At 61.8% G+C, this 18,076-nt stretch carries 18 protein-coding genes; 7 read left to right on the top strand and 11 right to left on the bottom strand.

What is annotated here, in order from left to right:
• The first annotated feature begins 52 nt into the window (after positions 1-52).
• Complete coding sequence (locus CUJ84_RS25850; RefSeq protein ID WP_105008551.1) at positions 53-1,336, top strand: cystathionine gamma-synthase family protein; 1,284 nt, start codon at positions 53-55, stop codon at positions 1,334-1,336.
• 49 nt (positions 1,337-1,385) lie between these two features.
• Here the strand turns inward: CUJ84_RS25850 and CUJ84_RS25845 are convergent, their stop codons facing one another.
• A complete protein-coding gene (locus CUJ84_RS25845) occupies positions 1,386-1,799 on the bottom strand; it encodes a cupin domain-containing protein (RefSeq protein WP_105008550.1) in 414 nt (137 codons plus the stop codon).
• Between the two features lie 43 nt (positions 1,800-1,842).
• On the bottom strand, positions 1,843-2,607 hold the full coding sequence (locus CUJ84_RS25840; protein WP_105008549.1) for an SDR family oxidoreductase: 765 nt from the start codon (positions 2,605-2,607) through the stop codon (positions 1,843-1,845).
• Between the two features lie 395 nt (positions 2,608-3,002).
• Here CUJ84_RS25840 and CUJ84_RS25835 point away from each other — a divergent pair, with 395 nt between their 5' ends.
• Entirely contained in the window at positions 3,003-3,461 is a 459-nt protein-coding gene (locus CUJ84_RS25835) for a carboxymuconolactone decarboxylase family protein (RefSeq protein WP_033183044.1), read from the top strand.
• Positions 3,462-3,481: 20 nt separating this feature from the next.
• Here CUJ84_RS25835 and CUJ84_RS25830 read toward each other — a convergent pair whose 3' ends face one another.
• Genes CUJ84_RS25830 through CUJ84_RS25820 form a run of 3 tightly spaced genes read right to left on the bottom strand, consistent with a single transcriptional unit; the run spans position 3,482 to position 6,637 of the window.
• Positions 3,482-4,684 carry a thiolase family protein gene (locus CUJ84_RS25830; protein WP_105008548.1) on the bottom strand — a complete coding sequence of 401 codons (1,203 nt, stop codon included), beginning with the start codon at positions 4,682-4,684 and terminating at the stop codon, positions 3,482-3,484.
• The gene (locus tag CUJ84_RS25825; RefSeq protein WP_105008547.1) at positions 4,662-6,191 is read right to left on the bottom strand and encodes a class I adenylate-forming enzyme family protein; all 1,530 of its coding nucleotides are present in this window, start codon (positions 6,189-6,191) and stop codon (positions 4,662-4,664) included. The genes CUJ84_RS25830 and CUJ84_RS25825 overlap by 23 nt, the downstream gene beginning before the upstream one ends.
• 29 nt (positions 6,192-6,220) lie before the next feature.
• Positions 6,221-6,637 carry an acyl-CoA thioesterase gene (locus CUJ84_RS25820; protein WP_105008546.1) on the bottom strand — a complete coding sequence of 139 codons (417 nt, stop codon included), beginning with the start codon at positions 6,635-6,637 and terminating at the stop codon, positions 6,221-6,223.
• Positions 6,638-6,690: 53 nt separating this feature from the next.
• On the opposite strand from CUJ84_RS25820, the gene CUJ84_RS25815 reads away from it, so the two are divergent.
• Positions 6,691-7,665 carry a zinc-dependent alcohol dehydrogenase family protein gene (locus CUJ84_RS25815; RefSeq protein WP_105008545.1) on the top strand — a complete coding sequence of 325 codons (975 nt, stop codon included), beginning with the start codon at positions 6,691-6,693 and terminating at the stop codon, positions 7,663-7,665.
• 12 nt (positions 7,666-7,677) lie between these two features.
• Here CUJ84_RS25815 and CUJ84_RS25810 read toward each other — a convergent pair whose 3' ends face one another.
• A complete protein-coding gene (locus CUJ84_RS25810) occupies positions 7,678-8,049 on the bottom strand; it encodes a winged helix-turn-helix transcriptional regulator (RefSeq protein ID WP_105008544.1) in 372 nt (123 codons plus the stop codon).
• 137 nt (positions 8,050-8,186) lie between these two features.
• On the opposite strand from CUJ84_RS25810, the gene CUJ84_RS25805 reads away from it, so the two are divergent.
• Entirely contained in the window at positions 8,187-8,654 is a 468-nt protein-coding gene (locus tag CUJ84_RS25805) for a nuclear transport factor 2 family protein (RefSeq protein ID WP_105008543.1), read from the top strand.
• Positions 8,655-8,816: 162 nt separating this feature from the next.
• Here the strand turns inward: CUJ84_RS25805 and CUJ84_RS25800 are convergent, their stop codons facing one another.
• The 4 genes from CUJ84_RS25800 to CUJ84_RS25785 all read right to left on the bottom strand — a co-directional run bounded on the left by CUJ84_RS25800 (position 8,817) and on the right by CUJ84_RS25785 (position 13,087).
• Positions 8,817-9,284, bottom strand: a complete 468-nt coding sequence (locus CUJ84_RS25800) for a response regulator (RefSeq protein WP_105008542.1) — start codon at positions 9,282-9,284, stop codon at positions 8,817-8,819.
• Positions 9,285-9,351: 67 nt separating this feature from the next.
• Positions 9,352-11,304 carry a sensor histidine kinase gene (locus tag CUJ84_RS25795; RefSeq protein ID WP_105008541.1) on the bottom strand — a complete coding sequence of 651 codons (1,953 nt, stop codon included), beginning with the start codon at positions 11,302-11,304 and terminating at the stop codon, positions 9,352-9,354.
• Positions 11,301-11,963, bottom strand: a complete 663-nt coding sequence (locus CUJ84_RS25790; protein ID WP_105008540.1) for a response regulator — start codon at positions 11,961-11,963, stop codon at positions 11,301-11,303. The genes CUJ84_RS25795 and CUJ84_RS25790 overlap by 4 nt, the downstream gene beginning before the upstream one ends.
• Positions 11,960-13,087 carry a sensor histidine kinase gene (locus CUJ84_RS25785; RefSeq protein ID WP_105009166.1) on the bottom strand — a complete coding sequence of 376 codons (1,128 nt, stop codon included), beginning with the start codon at positions 13,085-13,087 and terminating at the stop codon, positions 11,960-11,962. The genes CUJ84_RS25790 and CUJ84_RS25785 overlap by 4 nt, the downstream gene beginning before the upstream one ends.
• 192 nt (positions 13,088-13,279) lie before the next feature.
• Between CUJ84_RS25785 and CUJ84_RS25780 the strand changes: the two genes are divergently transcribed.
• The gene (locus tag CUJ84_RS25780; RefSeq protein WP_105008539.1) at positions 13,280-13,738 is read left to right on the top strand and encodes an SgcJ/EcaC family oxidoreductase; all 459 of its coding nucleotides are present in this window, start codon (positions 13,280-13,282) and stop codon (positions 13,736-13,738) included.
• Positions 13,739-14,009: 271 nt separating this feature from the next.
• Positions 14,010-14,567: a DUF3299 domain-containing protein gene (locus tag CUJ84_RS25775; RefSeq protein WP_105008538.1), complete on the top strand. Its 558-nt coding sequence runs from the start codon at positions 14,010-14,012 to the stop codon at positions 14,565-14,567.
• A gap of 261 nt (positions 14,568-14,828) precedes the next feature.
• On the opposite strand, the gene katG is transcribed toward CUJ84_RS25775, so the two are convergent.
• Positions 14,829-17,018, bottom strand: a complete 2,190-nt coding sequence (gene katG, locus CUJ84_RS25770) for a catalase/peroxidase HPI (protein ID WP_105008537.1) — start codon at positions 17,016-17,018, stop codon at positions 14,829-14,831.
• A gap of 143 nt (positions 17,019-17,161) precedes the next feature.
• Here katG and CUJ84_RS25765 point away from each other — a divergent pair, with 143 nt between their 5' ends.
• A complete protein-coding gene (locus CUJ84_RS25765) occupies positions 17,162-18,076 on the top strand; it encodes a hydrogen peroxide-inducible genes activator (RefSeq protein ID WP_105008536.1) in 915 nt (304 codons plus the stop codon).

Genomic DNA, 18,076 nt, shown 5'->3' with positions numbered 1-18,076 from the left:
TATGGTTTTGATGTATTCTGGCATTTCTGCAGTCCCGACACAGGAGACGATGATGACCGCCCCGCATCCTTCCAAAACTCATATCGGCAATCATGCGCTGCATCCCGAGACGCAGATGCTGAACTACGGCTACGATCCCGAACTTTCGGAAGGGGCGGTCAAGCCACCGGTTTTTCTCACCTCCACTTTCGTGTTCAAGACAGCCGAGGATGGACGCGACTTCTTCGATTACGTGTCGGGCCGTCGCGAGCCGCCCGAGGGGAAGGGGGCAGGCCTCGTCTACTCGCGATTCAACCATCCAAACAGCGAGATCGTCGAAGATAGGCTCGCCGTCTACGAACGGACGGAAAGCGGCGTGCTGTTTTCATCCGGCATGGCGGCGATCGCCACCACTCTGTTCGCCTTCGTCCGGCCGGGGGATGCGATCCTGCATTCGCAGCCGCTCTACGGGGGAACCGAAACGTTGCTGGCAAAGACTTTTCTGAACTTCGGCGTCGCCGCCATTGGATTTGCCGACGGCGTCAGCGAAGGATCGGTGCAAAAGGCGGCAGAAGAGGCGATGGCCAAGGGCCGCGTCTCCGTCATCCTGATCGAGACGCCTGCCAATCCCACCAACAGTCTGGTCGATGTCGCAATGATCCGACGCGTGGCCGACATGATTGGTGCAAGACAGGGCCATATGCCGATCATCGTCTGCGACAACACCCTGCTCGGACCAGTCTTCCAGCGGCCGATCGAGCACGGCGCCGATATCTCGCTCTATTCGCTGACGAAATATGTCGGTGGTCATTCGGATCTGATCGCCGGCGCCGTTCTCGGTCGAAAGGCGGTGATCAAGCAGATCAAGGCCCTGCGCGGCGCGATCGGCACCCAGCTCGATCCACATTCCTGCTGGATGCTCGGCCGTTCGCTGGAAACGCTGCAACTGCGCATGGAGCGGGCAAACAGCAACGCGCGTGCCGTCGCCGACTATCTGCGCGATCACCCGAAAGTCGAGAAGGTTCACTACCTGCCCTACCACGATCCGGAATCGCCGGCCGGCCGGACCTTCGTCGCGCAATGCACCGGTGCCGGCTCCACCTTCTCTTTCGACATCCGCGGCGGCCAGCCCGCCTCGTTCAAATTCCTGAATGCGCTGCAGATCTTCAAGCTCGCAGTCAGCCTCGGCGGCACGGAATCGCTTGCGAGCCATCCGGCCACGATGACGCATTCCGGCGTGCCCGCCGATGTCCGCCAGCGCATCGGCGTTCTGGAATCGACCATCCGCCTTTCGATCGGCATCGAGCATCCGGACGATCTGATCGCCGACCTGGAACTTGCGCTGCAGGCGGCCTGAAACACGGCGGGAAATCGATGCCCGGCGTCGCCGGGCATCGAGCATGGCGTCACTTGTCGTCGATCGTCAGTTCCGTCTCGTCGGTATCCAGCACGAACACCGCAAGCAGGCGCGCCCGCTTTGTCTTGCTGGCGTTTTTGCTGACGCTGTGATGATCGCCAGGAAATTCGGGAAAGCTTTCGCCGGCCTTGTAGATCTTCTCCGGCCCGTCATTCACCTTGCTGGTGATCGCCCCTTCGAGGACAGTGGCATAGATGAAGGCCGAAGCCGGGTGCGTATGACCGGGCGAGGAGCCGCCCGGCGCATATTCGACGAGCACCCCCCGCATGCTCTTGCCGGGAACATTCGGAAGCTTCTGGTCGAAAACGACGCTTACTTTCGCGTCGCCGCCCGCGGCGTGAGCCTGAGTGCCGGCGGCAAGGACAATGGCGAGCGCCGCCGCCGAGATGATTTTTCTGAGCATGTCTGGTCTCCTGCGTTGATGGGAATGGGTCGGGCGCCCGGTATCAGGCGCTCTTTTTCTGAGGCGGCTGCCGGCTCAGCCAATCGTCGAAGCGGATCTGGCCAAGCCGCGCCTTGGCGCCGGTCACGAGCGAATTATCCTCGAGCTCCACGCCGAAATAGCGGGCGTGCGGATCCGCCACCACTTGCCGCGGATCGTTCGTCGCCTTGAAGAGACGAGTCACGATTTCGGTGAGGCGGACTTTCTCCGGCCCGCCGATCTCGATCGTGCCGTTCACAGGCTTGCCGAGCGCCACCTCGGCCATGACGTCGGCGACGTCGTCCGAGGCGATCGGCTGCACGTAGGCAGGCGACAGATGCACGGTCTGGCCGACGGTACCCGACTGGGCGATGCCAGCCATGAATTCATGGAACTGGGTGGAGTGCACGATGGTGTAGGGTATGCCGGAGCTCTTGATCAGCTCTTCCTGGGCCATCTTGGCGCGCATGTAGCCGCTGCCCTGCAGCCGCTCCATGCCGACGATCGACAGAGCGATGTGATGCTTGACGCCGGCGGCAGCCCCTGCCTTGAGCAGATTGCGGCCCGACGTCTGGAAGAATTCCAGGACGGCCTTGTCCTCGAACGAGGGCGAGTTTGCGAGATCGAGAACCACCTGTGCCCCGGCGAGCGCTTCCGCCAGGCCTTTGCCGGTGATCGTGTCCACACCCGAGTTCGGCGAAGCCGCCAACACCTCGTGCCCCTTGTTGCGCAATCTTTCCACGGTCTTTGAGCCGATGAGGCCGGTGCCGCCGATAACGACGATTTTCATGGGTAGTCTCCTTGTCCTTTACGAGGATGTCCTCTGGTGACTTGCCGTTGTTGACTTGAAAGCGAGCAGGCAACTGCTCGGCATGCCCACCGTCCTCGATGAGCGAAGCGACTTCATCGGGACCGTCGCCGGTGCGGCCGATGTAACCGATGGGCAGGAGGATGCGCCGGATCGCGGCCCCAAACTATTCTTCCTCGGTCGCTGTCACCCTATGCGAACGTAGTAGGCCAGCTGGCTCTGCGGTCGAGGCAGTCGGCCGAAATGGCGGAACATCACGTCGACAGGCATCGGCCTGATGTACCGTTGGGGCAGATAGTCGACCCGGAAGGCGAGGCGTATTCACTGGCCTGCAAGCCGAGGCTTGCGTCATCAATCCTCTCACGATGGAGATAAGAATGATCAAGCGTCTGAATTTCATGGCCCATAAGAACAGCGGCATCGACGGCCTCGTGGCCGTTGAAGGCTGGATTGCCAAAAGCTTCGATCCGAAGCTACTCGAACTCGTCAAAGTGCGCGTTTCCCAGATGAATGGATGCGCTCACTGCCTGCACATGCACCGCCAGGACGCGCTGAAGCTCGGCGAAACGGATGACCGGCTGCTGCTTCTGAACGCGTGGCGGGAGTCGCAGCTCTTCACCACTCGGGAGCGGGCCGCACTCGCCTGGGCCGAGGCTCTCACTCAGATCGCGAAAAGCCATGCGCCGGATGATGTTTATGAAGAGGCGCACGCCAACTTCTCGGATGACGAGCTCGTGGCCCTTTCGATCGGTGTTGCGATGATCAACGCGTGGAACAGGCTGGCGATCGGCTTTCGGCTTCAGCATCCGGCAGATCACAAACGCGCCGCCGCCTGACTGTCTGCGCCTTCGGCGGATCAGGAAAGCTGGGTAGCCTCGAACATGGCAGTCAGCCCGATGCCTCCGCCGATACCGATCATCGCCAGGCCGGTCGTGCCCGGCGCCCATCCGCTGAGGTCGCGGATCAGCTGGCTGTATAGTCGGGTAACGAGGATTGCGCCGGAGGCGCCGAACGGATGGCCCAAGGCAATTGCTCCGCCGTTCCTGTTGATCGTGTCGGCAGGGATCTCGAGCTGATCCAGCGATGCCAGAACCTGGGCCGCGAAGGCCTCGTTGAATTCGATGGCATTGATGTCGGAAAGCGAGAGCCCGGGTTGACGCTGCAGCAGCTTCCTGGTCGAAGCGACCGGCCCGATGCCGAGCAGATTGGGATCCACACCGGCAGCGGCGCTGTCGATGAAGGCAAGACCCTTTTCGATGCCCATGCTTCTCGCCATTGCGCGGCTCATGACAAGCACCAGGCAGGCGCCGTCGTTCAGCGGGCAGGCATTGCCTGCTGTCACCGAACCATCGGCCATGAAAACCGGCCGGAGGTTTGCGAGAGCCTCAAGAGATGTGGAGACGCGTGGGCACTCGTCCCGTTCGACCAGACCACGGCCGGTGGAAATTTCGACAGTCTCGGGCCGAAAGATGCCCGCCTCGGCCGCCTGCACGGCGAGCCGGTGGCTGCGCAGGGCGAATTCATCCTGTCTCTGGCGCAATATGCCGAATTGACGCGCAACGTTTTCGGCGGCAATTCCCATTTCCGGATCGCCGATCGTTTCAGGAGAAAACCGGGCGCGCCCGTAAAATCGCGGCGGCATCCCATTCGCCTTTGGTCTTTCGACGCGCCATGGCGCGGTGCTGACGCTCTCCACGCCGCCGGCCAGAAAGCACGAACCGGCTTTCGCCTGGATCAGCCGGGCTGCCGTGATGATCGCTTCCAGGCCCGAACCGCATTGCCGATCGATGGTCACGCCCGGAACCGCCATGGGCAGACCTGCGGTGAGGGCTGCCAGCCGCGCGATGTTTCCGCCGCCGCCTGCGGCGTTACCCACCAGAACGTCGTCTATGGTGTCGGGTGCAATTCCGGTTTCCGAAAGGATCCGATGAATGATCGGCACAAGCAGGTCTTCCGCCGCGACAGTCGCAAGCGACCCGAAAGCCCGGCCGATCGGCGACCGGTAGGCTGCAACCACGACTGGCTGCCAATCCTCGTCAGGCTGAAAGGCGTAGGACAAGATCGTCTCCAGAAACCACGGCCCGCTCCACTTGCCCCCTCGAGATCTTCCCGCTGCTCGTCATCGGCCAGGACTTTATATGGTAGAATTGCTTGGGGATCTTGTACTTCCCAAGCATCTGCGCGCAATGACCGGCCAGGATTTTCGGGTCCATCGTCTCTCCCGAGACGACGGCGACGATCCGCTGACCGAAATAGGCGTCCGGCAGCCCGAAGACAACGGCATCCTCTACCCCGGGGCAGGCCTTGAGCGCACTCTCGACTTCGGCGGGATAAACGTTGTTGCCGCCTGATATCATCATGCCGCCCGCCCTACCGATCACCCGCAGCATGCCATTGGCATCGAGTTCGCCGAGATCTCCGACCGTCGCTCCAGCTTCTGTGACCCGGAACGCCTGACCGTCATCGCCCCAGAGATATCCATCCGCGATCAGGTCGCTGTCGATGAATATAGTTCCCGGCACATCGGTCCCGACATCGTTTTCATCGGGATCGCGAATGGAGATTGCCACGCCGGGATAGGCTTGTCCCACCCGGTCGATCGGAAAATCGATCTCGCCGCCGACAAGGGTCGAGACCGTCATGAAACCCAGCTCGGACGCGCCGTAGTATTCGCGGATACGGGCATTCGGAAACAGTCGGCGCATGGACTCGACCCCGTTCCTGTCGAGCTTTGCGCCGGCGGTCAGAACGTCGAGCAGGGAGGTCAGAGCGGGTTCGCCTGCCCAGGCCCTTGCAATTCCGGCTATATGGGTGGGCACGGCAACCAGCCGTTCGACTTGCCCGGAGGAGAGCGTGCGTGCCACCGCGACGGGATCCCATTTCCGGACTGAATGAAAGGTTGCCCCGGCATCGAAAGCTTCGACCAATGCATAAAGCGCCAGGCCATGCGCGAGGGCTCCCGGGCACATTGTCGACGGCGCGTCTTCGAGCTCGAAAACGACGCGTCCGCGATCGAGGCTGCGGCGCCATTGTTCGCGCGAGCGATAATAGGCTTTCGGCTCGGCGGTGGTCCCTGACGTGAAGCCGATCAGAAAGATCTTGTCGGCATCGACCGGCAGCTCGACTTCACCTTCCGTCGAGGCGAGGTCGAAGGCCTCCGCTCCGGCGGCGACCACTGGAATGCCGAGTCTCCGGGCAATTTCAGCGCTCGGCCCGGCATTGTCGTCGGCGATCAAGATATCAGGCGCCAGCCGCTCGATGATGCGTTCGATCCTTTCCGCCGGCATCATCGGGTCGATGACCGCGCAAGCATTCGGGAAAGCGGTGGCCGCCGCAAAATATTCGGCAAAGCCGATATGGTTGCCAAGGCTGAGAGCGGCAAGCTTCTCCACACCGGGCAGATCGAGCATGCGGCGCTTCGAGCGAGGGAGATCTTGGAGAAACCGATAGATTGCCTTGGCGCGCACATAGAGCTCGCCATAGCTGAGCGAGTGCCCGTCGATCACCAGCGCCGGCTTGTCCGGTGTCTCCGTTGCATGTCGAAGAAGCTGCGCATGAATCGGCATGGACACCCGCGGGTTGAATGGATCGGCCGTCAGCCTGGAGACAGAGCGGCTCTGGTCGCTTCCGGAATCGGCGTCGGGCGGCTGTCGGTGAGGCCGACGCAGACCCAGACGAAATGCGCCGATGCGCAATGAGCGCCATCGCGCTGGCGAAAGAGTTCTATGGCAAAGGACAGGCTCGTGCGCCCGATTTTCTCCACGTCCACCTTCGCCTCGACGACATCGTCGAGATCGATCGGGCTGTGAAAGGTGATCTCCGCCTTCTTCACGTGATAGGCGACGCCGGAGGAGGTGTGACGGAAATGGCTGAGAATTTGCCGTTGTCGCAGAAACTCGACGACCGCATCCTCGCAATAATCGAGATAACGGGAATTGTGGACATGACCATAGATGTCGATGTCTCGCATCGAGACCCGGAACGATGCTAAAGGCCTGTCGTCAACGCTCATTCGATCACCGAAAATTCGACGGGGTGATCTAACCGCAGTGTGTGGGGGATGCAATGCAATATCAGGCAGTCGTGCGAAAATTCGGCCCGGCTCAGGATGTCGTCGAACTCGAGCAGGCTGCGCTGCCGCCGCTGCGGCGCGACGAGGTGAGGGTGCGTCTGCTGGCACGGGCGATCAATCCGTCCGATATCATAACCATATCGGGAGCCTATAGCGGGCGCACGACATTGCCCTTCATTCCCGGCTTCGAAGCGTTCGGCGTGGTCGAACAGTGCGGTGAAGAGGTTCATGGGCTTTCCCCGGGAACACGCGTGCTGCCGGTTCGCAGCGCCGGCGGCTGGCAGGAATTCAAGGATACCGATCCCGGCTGGTGCCTTCGTGTTCCTGACGAGCTCACCGACTTCGAGGCTGCGACGAGCTACGTCAATCCGATGACGGCCTGGTTGATGCTGCATGCCAAGATCGGGCTGAGGCCCGGCATGCGTATCGCCATCAATGCCGCCGCCTCTTCGATCGGAGCAATATTGATCGGCCTCGCCAATGCCGCGGGCGTGGAGCCGGTGGCGATCGTCCGCAGCGAAGGATCACTTGAGCGCCTGCGCGGCCGGGTCGAGGCTGTTATCATCGATAGGGAAGAAAGCGAAAGCGATCTGGTTGCCGGGCTCGCCGGCCGGCATGGGCTCGACGCGGTGCTCGATTGCGTCGGAGGTGCGCGCGCCGCGACCCTCGCCGGTGCGCTGCGGCCGGGCGGACGCTTCGTGCATTACGGTCTGCTCTCGGGGCAGAGCATCCCGAATTCATTCTGGGCGTCCCATCCCGATATCGCCTTTTCCTATTTTCACCTGCGGGAATGGGTTCATTCCGAAGCTATGGGCGACGTCCAACAGGCCTATTCCGAGGTCGCGGCGCACATCGTTTCGAAGGTCATCGCGACCGAGATACGGGAGGTGTTTCCTTTAGAAAATGTCCGGCAAGCCCTGCAGTCCGCGCTTCCCTTCCGAACGGGCGGCAAGGTTCTGCTGGCCTGACGAACACGGCCACTAGGCGTTTTCGTGTCGTTGCCGCGCGCTAATGATTGCCTGCTGGTTCTGCTCGGCCCATCCGATCAGGGTTTTCATGGGAATGAGGAAGGATTGCCCCAGTTCCGTCAGCTCATATTCCACGCGAGGCGGAACCTGCGGATAGACGGTGCGCCGCACGAAGCCGTCCTGCTCCAGATGCCTCAACGTCTTGGACAGCATCTGTTTCGATATGTCCCCGATCTCGCGCATCAGCTCGTTGAAGCGCTTCTTTCCGTCTTCCAATGCCTCCAGGGTGAGCAGGCTCCATTGATCGCCAATACGATCGAGCACGCCTCTGATCGGGCATCCCGCTCCGGGCTGTTGTTTCGGCTCGTCCATTTCCTTGGGCATGCTCCATCCTCGGTCATCGTCGGCTGACCTCGCCACTAAAACGTGCCTTCTTGCTAGGCATGTCGAGGTTTCATAGACCAGCTCTCATAGTCTGCTTTCTAGACTAGATCGCGAATCCATACCAAGGAGCTTGATGCATGAAATTCGGGAAATCGCTTTTCGCACTCGTCATTTTGGCGGGCGTCGCCGCGCCAGCCGGCGCTTTTGCTGAATCGGCCTCGCGGGATTTGAAGATCGAGGAAGCCAACCGGAAGCTGGTTGTGGAGTTCTACGATCGGTTCTTCAACAAGCACGATATCGTCGCCGCTTCGGTCGTCGCCGACGACTACCGGCAGCACAATCCTCAAGTTCCCGATGGGAAGAAGCCTTTGATTTCCTTCTTCACCGGCTTCTTCAAGGACAATGCCCAATCGCGGGCCGAGATCGTCCGCAGCGCCGCCGATGGCGATCTGGTCTGGCTGCATGTGCACGCGACGAACGGCGCAGGCGACCTCGGCCAGGCGATCGTCGATATTTTCCGCGTCAAGGACGGCAAGATCGTCGAGCACTGGGACGTGATCCAGGCCGTTCCGAAAGAGGCGGCAAACAAGAACACCATGTTCTGAGTTGAGTGGGGCCGGTTTCCTCGCTGGCCCCACTATCGGCGCAGCGCGCTTGGTACCGCCGTCTCTCTCGTTGCGGCCGATTTCCGCCGCACTGCGCGGTCGATTTTGCCGATGGCCCAACGCCCATGCGCCAAGATGGCTGGTGCCATCAATCGATCCCGATCAATCAATCCGGGGACGCTCTGATTTCGGCGTTGCCAGCCCGTGTTTGGCAAGCTCCAGGGTCAGGATACGGGTTTCGAGAAGGTTGAAGATGCGTAGGATGGCCTCGATCGCATCGAACGGCTTCGTCAGAAAATCCTTCGCACCGAGAGAAAGCGCCCGCCGGCGCGTCGGCAATGTTGCATCGGCGGTCAGAACCAGGATCGGCAGATAGCTGTTTTCAGGAATAAGTCTTGCGAAGGTCTCCAGCAGAGCGAAGCCATCGAGATCGGGCATCATCAGGTCGAGAAGAACGAGATCCACCGGATGTTCGCGAAAGAGCCGCAACGCCTCGCGTGGCTCGGTGGTGCTGATGAGTTCCTTGAAGCCTTCGCGTTTGAGTATGCGCTCCAGCAGCGAAACATTTGCGGGCTCGTCGTCGACGATCAGGATCGTCGATCGTCGCACGATGTCGGTGGGGTCTGTCATGGGCCAAACATTTCGTCTAAGGCGTTGGAGGATATCAAGCGCGCAATCAAATCATAGGCAACGTCTTCTATGGCGGACTTTCGACGGAGAGGCCTCGTCTTCGGGTTTCCTGCGCCGACGCGGGCGGGCGCGGCAAATCGACATGGAAGGTGGCGCCACCTTCCGGACGGTTGCTGAAGCCGAGCGCGCCGCCCATGGCGTCGATCAGATGCCGCGACAGCGCGAGCCCGAGACCGGTCCCTTCTTGACCGATACGTTCTGCTCCCAGCCGATCGAATGGGGTGAAGAGCCGGGAAACGCGTTCCGCCGGGATGCCGGGGCCGGTATCGCTGACCTCGATCCGAATAGTGTCGTCGCCAATCTCGCGGTGGCTGACGGTCACGCTTCCGAGCTGACGATTGTATTTCACCGCATTGGAGAGAAGGTTCAAGAACACCTGGAGGAGACGCCGCCGGTCAGCCAGGACCGACAGATCTCGCTCGGGCTCGAGGACCTCTATCCGGATCTGCTGCTTGCCGCAGAGCGGCCTCGCAAGCGACACCGCTTCATCAATCACATCGGCGACGCGTTGCGGTTCGATGGCAAGATCCATGTGCCCGGCCTCGATCCTCGCCATGTCGAGAACCTCGTCGATGAGGCTGAGCAAATGCCGGCCGGCCCTCAAGATCTGCGCGACGCTCTCCCTGGACTCGGTATCGGTGACGTCCATTTCCAGAAGCTGCGCGAAACCGAGCACGGAATTCAGCGGCGTGCGCAGTTCGTGGCTCATGCGCGACAGGAATTCGCTCTTGGCGTTGCTTGCGCGAACCGCATCCTCGCGGGCGGCAAGCAGGGCCTCTTCGATTTGCTTGCGCTCGGTAATATCTCGCGTGATTTTGGAAAAGCCGCGCAGGCGGCCCGTCTCATCATGCAGGGCGGTTACCACGACGTGAGACCAGAATCGAGACCCGTCCTTGCGAACGCGCCAGCCTTCCGCCTCGGCTCGTCCGTGAAGGGCTGCTTTGGCAAGCTCTTCTGCCGGAAATGTGTCCCTGGTTTCCGTGGGATAGAAGCGGGAAAAATGCTGCCCGACGATCTCCTCGGCGCCATAACCGGTGATCCGCTCGGCACCTGCATTCCAGCTTATCACCCGTCCTGAAGTATCGAGCCCGAAGATGCCGTAGTCGCTGACGCCTTCAACCAGTTGCCGAAAGCGCTCCTCGCTTTCGGTCAGATCGGCCTCGCGCTTTTTCAGAAGCACGCTCGCATCTTCGAGCGCCTGTCCGAGACTGCCGAGTTCATCGCGGAAGGGATCCGCCACCGTCACGACCTCGCCCTGCGACAGCCGATGCGCCTCGGCTTTCAGCGCATGTACACGGCGGACAATGCTTGCCGAAAACAGGAAGACGGCGACGAGCGCGCCGGCAAAACCAAGAAAGCCGGCTGCGATCATCAGGCTTCGCGATAGAGTGCGAACCCGGTCCGCGGCCTCGGTCCTCGCGTGAAGCAGATCCGCCTCCCGCCGGCTCATCGCGTCGATTTCCTGTCTCAGCACATCGAGGACCTGCTTGCCTTCGATGAGTTTGGCCGCAAGGTCCTCGCGTCCGCCGGCGCGCAGGATGTCGGCCTGTTTCAGGAGTTGGAGACGATCGACTTTCGCGACGACGAGGGTGCGGATGCATTCGAGACGGTTCTTTTGCTCTTCATCCCGCAACCGGCGACCGACTTCGTCGAGCACGACGGGCAGCCTGTCTTCGGCCCGGTTGAAGGGATCAAGAAAATCGGTTCTGCCGGTCAACAGATAACCCCGCATTGCGGTGGCGGCCTCGGCGATCGAGGCATGGATCTCCTGAATGCCCGACTGGATCTCGAGCGTGACTCGCACCTGATCCTCGGCAATCCGGCTTTGCCGGTCGGCCACGAACACCGAGGCGAGGGCTGCGAGCAGCAGCGCCAGCGGCACCGTGATGATGACGATGCCCTTCGCTCGAAGGGGAAGGTCGGCGAAACGCCACCCCGTCAGACGTCCTGTCGGGGTCATTGTGGCTGCTCTTTCGATGTTTCGACGAGCCCGCCGCGAACGGCCATGACTGCAGCCTGCGTCCGATCCCCGGCGCCCAGCTTGCCGATAATGCGCTCGACGTGGATCTTCACGGTACCGGGCGAGATCTTCAGTATCCTGGCGATCTCCTTGTTGGTCAGGCCCTCGGCCACCTTCGACAGGACTTCGCGCTCCCGGATCGTCAGCGTCTCCAGAGCGCTGCTGTTGGTCTGCGGCTTGGTGGCGGCGCGGCGCAATAGTTTTGCGACGAGCGGGCCGTCGAAGAAGGCATCGCCCTGAAGGACCCGCCGGATCGTGCGGAGAATGTCTTCCCGGCTGGCGTCCTTGAGCAGATAGCCCGTAGCGCCTGCCTCGATCGCCGCTTCCAGGTAGTCGAGACTGTCATGCATGGTGATGATCATGACGCGTGTTCCCGGCGACACGCGCCGGATCTCCCTCGTCGCGGCGAGGCCGTCCAGGCGCGGCATGCGGATGTCGAGGAGAGCGAGATCCGGCTTGTGCAGCCTACAGGCCTCCACCGCTTCCACGCCGTCGCGCACGTCCCAGGCGACATGAAAATCGTCTTCACCGCCGATCATGGCGATAAGGCCTGCGCGGGCGATGTCATGATCGTCGGCGACAAGGATCGATGCCGTCATTCTGATGTCGTCTCCCGCGCAAGCGGGGCCGCGGCGCGGACATGTGTGCCCCCTGAAGACCCCGCGCTGATCTCGATCCGGCCGCCGAGCAGCGCCAGCCGTTCACGCATCCCGACGATGCCGAGCCGCCCGCCCCGCATCTGGGGATGGCGCACCTCGCCGATGCCTTTGCCATCATCGATCACTTCGAGATGCGCTTCGCCCGCGCCATCCTCAAAGAGACGGACGACCAGCCGGCTCGCCTCAGCGTGCTTGATCACATTGGTGATCGCTTCCTGCGCGACACGATAGAAGATGATCCCCGTCGATGCCGGCCAGCGATCGGCGGCGGCATCGAGATCGGCGATCACCTCGAGGTCATCGATCGCATCGAGACGCGTGCGCAGGGCCGCGGCGACGCCGAGATCATCGAGCTCGGGCGGGCGAAGATCGGCGATGGCTGCCCTGAGATCGGCAACGGAATGGCGCGCGAGCGTCGCGAGCTGGTCGATCTCAGGCTTTAGGGCATGCGCCTCGCCGATGCGGGCCGCAAGGTCCTGCAGGCGATAGCTGAGGCCTGCCGCCAGCTGCGCCGAGCCGTCGTGAAGATCGAGCGCCACCCGCTGCCGTTCCTGCTCCTGCGCCTGGATCAGTTGCGCGACAAGGGCCGCGAGTTCACTTCGCTGCCGCTGGAGATCGCCGAGTAGCGCCTGATTTTCTGCCGCCTGCCGGTTAAGATTGTAGGCGTCGGCGAGCTGCCCCGCCACCACCTCCAATGTCTGCCGGTCGTCGGCATCGATGGCGCGCGCTTTCGAAGATCCGATGATCGTCAAACGGAGATCGGAGCCGTCCTGCGAGGCAAACAAGATGTTATCGCTTTCGGGGCTCGTCGACTTGCCCACCGTCAGCTGCACGGGCGCTTTTCCCTGGAACGACGGAAAAACGAGCCTGGCAAGCGATGCTCCCGCGAAGTCTGCAAGCCGGGACAGAACTTCCAGGGCAGCCGTTTCGAATGCAGCGGCATCGAGCAGGTTCTGCACTTCGATGATGAAACGCAGACGAGCCGCCCGCGCTTCCGCCGCCCGGTAAAGGGCCCGCAGTTCCGCAACGTTTGGCGAATGCGTCGAACTTGTATCGTGCTCCATGCCCAACAGGACTGCTCCGAAAATGAATGACGCCGGCACGATAGTCATTCCGGCGGGAATGTCATCTATGCCGTTTGGCAGATCGGATCGAAGCCAGCCGGCAGATGTGGCGGCAGCATAGGACACTTAAATTGCTGGTCATGCGGTTGACCGATGCGATGTCCGCCGGAACCGCCACATAGGAAAGTCAAAATGCGTACCATCATTGCCGCCGCCCTCGCCCTCGGTTTCGTTCAGGTCCAATCCGCCGCAGCGGCCGAAACAGCAACAACCTGCGCGCCGGTCAGCGAGCAGGAGATCGCAAAGCTCTTTGACCGCTGGAATACCTCGCTTGCATCTCTCAGCCCGCAGGAAGTCGCCAAGAATTACAGCGAGGACTCAGTGCTTCTCGCGACCTTGTCGGACAAGCCTCGCCTGACCCAGGCGGAGCGGATCGATTATTTCGAGCATTTCCTGGCGAATGAGCCCAAAGGCCACATCGACAGCCGCGACATCCAGATCGGCTGCAACTGGGCCGTCGACGTCGGCACCTACACCTTCAGCCTGAAGGACGGCTCGAAGGTTCCCGCCCGCTACACCTATACCTATGAGTTCAAGGACGGGAACTGGCTGATCACCTCGCACCACTCTTCGATGATGCCGGAGACGTAAGGCCTCATCGTTCTGTTGGTCCGGCAGGGAGACCCCGTGTTCACCCCACGCGGGGTCTCTTGACTGCTGACGAAGCACGCCGACGTCTCTTTCGTCATGCTCGGGCCTGTGCCCCAAGCATCTGCCTCCGGTCGATGCGCAACAGATCCTCGGCACTGCCGTCCAGGACGGACTCGAGCGCGCCGGAAGCTTTGACGGCCGAACGGGATCGAGAGTAGCATCCACGCGGCAGCGGCAAGGTAGTCAAAGCGGCCGGCCCGGTGGAGATGCAATGATGAAACACAAACCTTTCCTCCTGACGTTCGCGGCGCTGGCATTTGGTTCCGCATGGCCAATTTCCAACGCCTTCGCTGCAGCTCAGCCTATCTTCTGGAACGCTTTACGGCCGGCCGATCAGCCCAAAGCGACAGTTCCGCTGTCGGGCAAGGCGGTGAGCGGCCCACAGGGCGAAACACTCGCCTGGCATGGCGAGGCGCATCCGATCGAATTGACGGGCTTCGTTCTGCCGATCGACCAGGACGGCGATCTTGTCTACGAATTCATGCTGGTGCCTTGGGCCGGAGCCTGCAGCCACATGCCGTCCCCTCCGCCCAACCAACTGGTTCGTGTCGTTCCGGAAGAGCCTTTGCACCTGGCAAGAATGTACGAGACCGTCACCGTGACGGGTACTCTGCGGCCCGGCCTGGATCGGGCGCAATTCTTCATGATCGACGGTGACCGCGTCCTCACCTACGGCTACAGCATAAACCATGCCCAGGTAGCGACAGTAACGGCGACGACTGATCCCGATCTGCTGTCACTTTCGCCTTTCGGCATTCTGCCTCGCTAAAGTGCTGCGATCATGCGACGCCACCCGGCGCTCGTCACTTCCTATGCCTGTCATAGGAATCCAGCTACCGCGCTTCTGCGCGGTGAATGACTCCTATCAAAGCAAGGAAGTCTCCCGCGCCCAAGGACTTGGGCGCACTGGATCTCTGTGACAACAAGCACAGAGATGAGGGAGAAGAAGCGATGCGGTGGAAGCGCAAGACGATGAAAATAGAAAATGCCCGGGCGCAGCCGAGACTGCGCCCGGGGAAAATGCTGCCGATCAGACGAGGTCGAAGCGGTCGGCGTTCATGACCTTGTTCCAGGCGGCGACGAAGTCCTTGACGAACTTCCCCTTGGCGTCGGCCTGGCCGTAGACTTCGGCGAAGGCGCGAAGCTGCGAGTGCGAGCCGAAGATCAGGTCGACGCGGGTGCCGGTCCATTTGGCAGTGCCGGTCTTGCGGTCGCGGCCTTCATAGACGCCTTCCTTGCCGGCGGCAGGCACCCACTGCGTGGCCATGTCGAGCAGGTTGACGAAGAAGTCGTTCGTCAGCGTTTCCGGACGAGACGTGAAGACGCCATGCTCAGGCGCGCCGGCCTTCAGCACACGCAGACCGCCGACAAGAACGGTCATTTCAGGTCCGGTCAGCGTCAGCAACTGGGCGCGGTCGACGAGCGCTTCTTCCGGCTTCATGAACTGATGGCGCTTGCCGTTCACGTAGTTGCGGAAGCCGTCGATACGCGGCTCGAGCGCTGCGAAGGAATGCGCGTCGGTCTGTGCCTCGGAGGCATCCGTACGGCCTGGCGTGAAGGGCACGCTGACAGCGTTGCCGCCCTCTGCCGCCGCCTTCTCGACGCCGGCTGCACCGGCGAGAACGATCAGGTCGGCCAGCGAGATCTTCTTCGCCCCGGTCTGGGCAGCGTTGAAGTCCTTCTGGATGCCTTCGAGAACACCGAGCACCTTGGCGAGCTGCGCCGGCTGGTTGGCGTCCCAGTCCTTCTGCGGGGCAAGGCGGATGCGCGCGCCATTGGCGCCGCCGCGCTTGTCGGAGCCGCGGAAGGTCGAGGCGGACGCCCAGGCGGTCGAGACCAGTTCCTGCACGGTGAGGCCGGTTGCCAGCACCTTTGCCTTGAGGTCGGCGATATCCTTGTCGTCGACGAGCGGATGATCGACGGCCGGGATCACGTCCTGCCAGATCAGGTCTTCGGCCGGAACTTCTGGGCCGAGGTAGCGCACCTTCGGTCCCATATCGCGATGGGTCAGCTTGAACCATGCGCGGGCGAAGGCATCGGCGAACTCGGCAGGGTTTTCCAGGAAGCGGCGCGAGATCTTCTCGTAAACAGGATCGAAACGCAGCGCCAGGTCGCTGGTCAGCATGGTCGGAAGATGCTTTTTCGACGCATCATAGGCATCCGGGATGGAGGCTTCAGCGTTCTTTGCGCTCCACTGATGCGCGCCGCCCGGGCTCTTGGTCAGCTCCCATTCGAAAGCGAACAGGTTTTCGAAGAAGTAGTTGCTCCACTGGGTCGGCGTCTGGGTCCAGGTCACTTCGAGGCCGCTGCCGATGGCATCGCGACCGACGCCGGTGTTGAACTTGCTGGTCCAGCCCAGGCCCTGAGCTTCGAGCTCGCCGCCTTCCGGGTCGACACCGACAAACGACGGATCGCCAGCGCCATGGGTCTTGCCGAAGGTATGCCCGCCGGCGATCAGCGCCACGGTTTCTTCGTCGTTCATCGCCATACGGGCGAAGGTTTCGCGGATGTCGCGGGCGGATGCCAGCGGATCCGGAGTGCCGTTCGGGCCTTCCGGGTTGACATAGATAAGGCCCATCTGCACGGCGCCAAGCGGCTCTGCCAGTTCGCGTTCGCCACTGTAGCGTTCGTCACCCAGCCAGGTTCCCTCAGGACCCCAGTAAAGTTCTTCCGGCTCCCAGACGTCGGCGCGGCCGCCGGCGAAACCGAAGGTTTTGAAACCCATGGATTCGAGCGCGACGTTGCCGGTGAGGATCAACAGGTCAGCCCAGGAGATACGGTTGCCGTATTTCTGCTTGATAGGCCACAGCAGGCGGCGGGCCTTGTCGAGGTTCACGTTGTCAGGCCAGCTGTTGAGCGGCGCAAAACGCTGCTGGCCAGCCCCGGCGCCGCCGCGGCCATCGGTGATGCGGTATGTGCCGGCGCTGTGCCAGGCCATGCGGATGAACAGGCCGCCATAGTGACCGAAATCGGCCGGCCACCAATCCTGCGAATCCGTCATCAGCGCGTGAAGATCCTTCTTCAGGCCGTCGAGATCGAGCTTCTTGAACTCCTCGGCATAGTCGAAGGCTTGGCCGAGCGGGTCGGCGCGGCCGGAATTCTGGTGAAGAATCTGCACGTTCAACTGGTCCGGCCACCAGTCGCGGTTGGATCGGCTGCTGCGAGGCGTATTGCCGTGTGGCACAGGACATTTGCCTGCGCTGTCAGTGGGGTTGTCCATGATCGTCTCCTTCATTGCTTGATCTGTCTGCGCGTAAAAAAGATGAGCCGAGCTGGTGCCCCACTCTCCCCTTGCAGTCTTCATATCGGAAGCATGTAATAAATTTAAGTTGGATTTACTGATCGTTGCGATAAGCTGAACTTATGAAGAACCTTACCCTGAAACAGCTACGTTATTTTGAAGCACTGGCTAGAGATGGCCGCTTCCGACGTGCCGCCGACGCCTGTGCGATCTCCCAGCCGGCATTGTCAATGCAGATCAAAGAACTTGAGCAAGAATTGGGCGGTGAGCTTTTCGAGCGCAACGCGCGTGAGGTGAAGCTGACCGCTTTCGGCCAAAGCGTCGCACTCAGGATCCGCGATATCCTGCGTGGCGTCGACGAGCTGGCGGATCTGGCGCGTGCCGCGCGCGATCCATTCCTGACGCGGCTGCGCATCGGCATCATCCCGACGATCGCGCCCTATCTGTTGCCAGCGATCATCAACGATCTGAACAGGAGCTTTGCCGGCATCCAGATCGAGGTGCGCGAGACCCAGACGTCGAAGCTGGTTCACGAGCTGGCGCAAGGCCAGCTGGACACGGCAATCGTTGCCTTGCCGGTGTCCGAGCCCTCGCTGACCGAGCTCGAGCTCTTCAAGGAAGAATTCGTGCTGGTCCGGCGGCCCGAAGACGAGGGCAAGCCGGTGCCCGAACGCGAGGCGCTGCGCGAAATGCGGTTGCTGCTGCTCGAGGAAGGCCATTGCTTTCGCGATCAGGCCTTGTCGTTCTGCAAGATAGGGCCGGCCCGCCCCCGGGAAGTCATGGAAGGCAGCTCTTTATCCACCCTGGTTCAGATGGTCAGCGCCGGGATCGGCATCACGTTAATTCCCGAGATGGCTGTTCCCCTCGAAACGCGCTCGGCGCATGTTTCGATTTCGCGGTTCCAATCTCCGCAGCCGTCGCGAACGATCGGGATGATCTGGCGCCATTCGACGCCCATGGCCAAACAGCTCGTGCAGGTTTCCGAGGCGGTTCGCCGCTCAGCCGACAGCATGCGCGAACAGTATATCGCGCGGTGA

The sequence above is a fragment of the Rhizobium leguminosarum genome, assembly GCF_002953715.1.
Taxonomy (GTDB): Bacteria; Pseudomonadota; Alphaproteobacteria; order Rhizobiales; family Rhizobiaceae; genus Rhizobium; species Rhizobium leguminosarum_V.
The sequence above is the reverse complement of the archived record's forward strand: the minus strand, read 5'-3'. Positions and strand labels throughout refer to the sequence as shown.